The following is a 4,303-nucleotide window of genomic DNA, read 5'->3' on the forward strand; positions in this document are numbered from 1 at the left end:
AACGCGATCGAGTCGATCAACGCGAGATACCGCAGGGCGGTCCGGGCTCGCGGGCACTTCCCGAACGAGGCCGCGGCGATCAAGTGCCTGTATCTGGTGACGCGTTCGCTTGACCCCAGCGGCGGAGGCCGGGCACGCTGGGTGATGAGGTGGAAGCCTGCACTGAACGCGCATCCGATCATCTTCGCCGGACGGTTCGAGAGGACCACCCACTAATGAAAACCGCCGGACCCTACACACCGTTCATCGGACAGACCCCCGATCTGTCCGAAGTCAGACCGACGAGGCGAAATGTACCTCGCTTGCTTCGTTCCTCGCGCCGTGGTCCATGTGGTTGTGATTCTGTAGCGCCGTCGCGAGAGACGGGCTCCGAAGGGCCACGCGTCGTGCAGAAATACGGTGGCTCATCGGTCGCCGATGCCGAAAGCATCAAGCGGGTCGCGCGACGGATCGTTGCGACCAAACAGGCCGGCAATGAGGTCGTCGTGGTGATCTCCGCCATGGGTGACACCACCGATGAGCTGATGGATCTGGCCCTGCAGGTCTCCCCCATGCCCGCACCCCGCGAGCTCGACATGCTGCTCACCACCGGCGAGCGGCAGAGCGCGGCACTATTGGCGATGGCCCTGGCCGATCTCGGTGTGAAGGCCCGCTCCTACACCGGTTCGCAGGTCGGCGTGATCACCACCGAAACCCACGGCAATGCCCGCATCATCGACATCACCCCCGGCCGGGTGATGAACGCCCTGGACGAGGGCGACATCGTGATCGTGGCCGGCTTCCAGGGGGTCTCCCAGACCACCAAGGACGTCACCACCCTGGGTCGCGGCGCCTCCGACACCACCGCGGTCGCCCTGGCCTCGGCCTGTGGGGCCGACTACTGCGAGATCTACTCCGATGTGGACGGGGTGTTCACCGCCGATCCGCGAATCGTGCCCGGCGCTCGTCAGGTGCCGCGGATCAGCTACGAAGAGATGATGGAGATGGCCGCCTGTGGCGCCAAGATCCTGCATCTGCGGTGCGTGGAGTACGCCCGTCGTGAGCTCGTGCCGGTGCACGTGCGCAGTTCGTTCAGTGACAACCCCGGTACCTGGGTCACCCAGCTCGAGGAAGGATCCCCCATGGAACAGCCGCTGATTTCGGGTGTCGCCCACGACCGGGGCGTGGCGAAGATCACCATCGTCGGGGTGCCCGACCGGGTCGGTGTGGCCGCCAAGATCTTCGAGGTGATCGCCGAGAACGAAATCAACGTCGACATGATTGTGCAGAATGTGTCGAAGATCGACACCTCGCGCACCGATATCTCATTCACCCTGCCGACCGCCGACGGCCGCAAGGCAACCCAGGCCCTGACCGCCATTCAGGAGACCGCCGGCTTCCAGGAACTGCTCTACGACGACCAGATCGGCAAGGTGTCGGTAGTCGGCGTGGGGATGCGTTCGCACCCCGGTGTCACCGCCAAGTTCTTCAAGGCCCTGGCCGATGCCGGCATCAACATCGGGATGATCTCCACCTCCGAGATTCGTATCTCGGTGGTGGTCGATGCCCCCGAGGTGGACGTGGCGGTTCGCGCCGCCCACACCGCCTTCGGACTCGACGCCGAGGGCGAAGCGATCGTCTACGCCGGCACCGGCCGCTGACCTCAGGCCCCTGGGTGGGCAACCACCTCGTCGGCGTAGGACGTCTGGGTGCCCCGCCGGGTGACACTGTCGGCCGCGTAGCGGTTTGCCTCGGCCAAGGCCTTGGCGACATCGCCGTGGCTGACCACGGAATGGCTGAAGCATCCGATGAAGGCGTCCCCGGCGCCGGTGGTGTCGACCGCCTGCACCTCCAGGCCACCCACAGTCTGCACCTGCCCGTCCGCCAGCCACATCACCCCGCGGCGTCCGAGCGTCACGATGACGTTCGCCACCCCGCTGGCCGCGACCTTCCGGGCGGCGGCCTCGACCTGCTCCAGGGTGTCGACGGGCATCCCGGCCAGCAAGGCCAGCTCGGGTTCGTTCGGCATGAAGTAGGTGCACCGGGCGACCTGGTCGAAAGCCAGGTCCGCGCAGGCCGGGGCCGGGTTCAACAGCACCGGAATGTCGTGGCGACCCCCGAAGTCGATCGCGGCGTAGACCGTCTCCAGCGGTACCTCCAACTGCAGCACTATCAGCTTCGCCCGTTTCAGGTCCTCGGCAGCCGCGTCGATGTCGGCCGGGCTCAGCTTCGCGTTGGCGCCCTTGATGATCAAGATCCGGTTGTGGCTGTCCTTGTCGACGAAGATCGGCGCAACGCCACTGGGACCCTCGGTGCGCAACACGCAGCGGGTGTCGATACCGAAACGCTCGAAGTTGGCCACAGTGTTGTCGGCGAAGATGTCGTCGCCGACCCGGGTCAACATCAGCACCTCCGAGCCGAGTTTGGCGGCCGCCACGGCTTGGTTCGCACCCTTGCCGCCGCACCCCATCTCGAAATCGGGCGCTTCAACGGTTTCCCCGTCGGCCGGCATCCGGTCGATGTAGGTGATCAGGTCGACCATGTTCGACCCGATAACTGCGATGGTCATGAGTCCTCCTTGACTCCGGTGTCAACGTGGAATGCCCTGGTCGCCCCGGGCGCCAGCTCGATCAGCGTGCCTCGGGCAACCGCCGCGAGGTACCCCTCGGGCCGGCAGGTCGCCGGCAGACAGAACGCCGCAACCTGCTGGTCGGGATTCCACAACAGCCACCTGGTGGCGTAGTTGAAGTCTGCCGTAGCGAACTTCGTCGAGTAGGCGTACCCCTCGTCGGAGTGCATTGCGAACTCCACGACCTCGCCGTGGCGAGCCAGGTCGTCGGCGAAGAAGACTATCTCGGGATCGCAGCGGTGTCCCTCGGCCAGAGTCGAAAAGTCCACTTCGCCACGTTGGATCTCGGCGTTCAGTTCCTCCCACTCCGGGGTCGGCTGCACATGGGCCGGTACGGTGTCGCGCAGGTGGAAGACCTCCTCGTCCATCGATTGGGTGAACCGGGCGTCCTCGACATAGGCGTAGTTCATGTGGCACATGTACTGCAGTGGCATTGGCTGGTATTTCGACAGATTCGTCACCGCCATGTCGATGCTCAGCCGCGGCCGGTCGGTGGTGATCGTCACCGAGGGTTTCGCCTCATAATGGTGCCCGAACCCCTGGACGTAGTGGTAAACACCTCCCACACCGACCTCACCGGCGCGCACGTCCAGCCACGCGCGGTGCATCGGTGCACAGGGCATCTCACCGTGCAGGGGGTGGGTGTCCTCCGGGGCGGGGCAGCCGTTGCTGAGCAGTCCCGAGTGAAAGGCGAAGCAGCCGTAGGTGTCCACCACGGTGTCCACCGTCCGGGGTTGATCGAACATGTTCAGCATGGTCAGCGAACGACCATCGAACACCACGTCCCAGATCATCTGCCCCAGGTAGGGCAGCACGATGATGTGGCCGCGCTCGTTCTGCAGCCGGAGCGCCTCCACCCCGGTGTCGTACCGGAAGGCGGTGACGGTGATGCCGTCGTGTTCGAGGATCGTTCGCTGCTGTTCGGTGAAGTAGTCATGGTGCAGGCCAATCCGGGTGCTCATTTCGCCACCTCCTCAATGGTCTCGGAGGAATCGATCCGGGGTTTGCGCAACTCCTGCCGGTGGCTGTCCCAGAAGAACACCAGCACGGCGACGAAGCAGAGCATCGAGACCAGGAAAGACAACTGCATCGAACCGGTGCGGTCAGACACCCAGCCCTGGATGACCGGAACCACGGCGCCGCCGATGATCGACATCACGATCACCGCACCACCGGTTTCGGTGTGCCGCTTGTCCTTGATCGTGTCAAGGGTGCGAGCGTAGATCGTGGCCCAGCACGGCCCGAACAGGCCGGAGGCGATGATCGCGGCCCAGACCGCGGTGATGTTCGGCACCAGCGCCACGTAGGCGAGGGTGCCCACGCCCAGCACCGAGTAGCCGATCAGCACCTTGTTCTCGTTGAACTTCGTCATGAGCAGGTTGGCGATGAACTTGCCGACGAAGAAGGCGATGAAACTGAAGACCATGAAGGTGGACGCATTGCGTTCATTCAGACCCTCATCCAGGGCCAGCGCCAGCCGGATGGTGAACGACCAAACCGCGGTCTGCATACCGACGTAGAGGAACTGGGCGAGGATGCCCTTGCGGAAGTCCTTGTTTCCGGCGAGGTAGCGCAGGGTTTCGCCGATCTTCGCTTTGGCGGCTCTTCACAATCCAGGGTGTAGGTAGCGTTGTTCGGGTTTGCGGCGTGGCGGCTGGTTGAAGGGGTCGAGGCCCTCCGAAGATGAAGGTTCCT

Annotated in this window: 5 protein-coding genes; 2 read left to right on the plus strand and 3 right to left on the minus strand. The window is 64.5% G+C overall.

What is annotated here, in order from left to right; genetic code table 11:
• Both BSZ39_RS12185 and BSZ39_RS12190 read left to right on the plus strand, forming a co-directional pair.
• Positions 1–216: transposase (locus BSZ39_RS12185; protein ID WP_187343248.1), on the plus strand; the 216-nt coding region annotated here is incomplete at its 5' end.
• Positions 217–386: 170 nt separating this feature from the next.
• Complete coding sequence (locus BSZ39_RS12190; protein ID WP_073717587.1) at positions 387–1,640, plus strand: aspartate kinase; 1,254 nt, start codon at positions 387–389, stop codon at positions 1,638–1,640.
• Between the two features lie 2 nt (positions 1,641–1,642).
• Here BSZ39_RS12190 and rbsK read toward each other — a convergent pair whose 3' ends face one another.
• Genes rbsK through BSZ39_RS12205 form a run of 3 tightly spaced genes read right to left on the minus strand, consistent with a single transcriptional unit; the run spans position 1,643 to position 4,196 of the window.
• Positions 1,643–2,548, minus strand: coding sequence for a ribokinase (gene rbsK / locus BSZ39_RS12195; RefSeq protein WP_073717588.1), 906 nt, complete (start codon positions 2,546–2,548; stop codon positions 1,643–1,645).
• Entirely contained in the window at positions 2,545–3,570 is a 1,026-nt protein-coding gene (locus BSZ39_RS12200; protein ID WP_073717589.1) for an aldose 1-epimerase family protein, read from the minus strand. The genes rbsK and BSZ39_RS12200 overlap by 4 nt, the downstream gene beginning before the upstream one ends.
• Entirely contained in the window at positions 3,567–4,196 is a 630-nt protein-coding gene (locus tag BSZ39_RS12205) for an MFS transporter (protein ID WP_222842960.1), read from the minus strand. Before BSZ39_RS12205 ends, BSZ39_RS12200 begins: the two co-directional genes overlap by 4 nt.
• Positions 4,197–4,303 lie beyond the last annotated feature (107 nt).

Origin of the sequence: Bowdeniella nasicola (assembly GCF_001907295.1) — a bacterium.
GTDB classification, from domain to species: Bacteria; Actinomycetota; Actinomycetes; order Actinomycetales; family Actinomycetaceae; genus Bowdeniella; species Bowdeniella nasicola.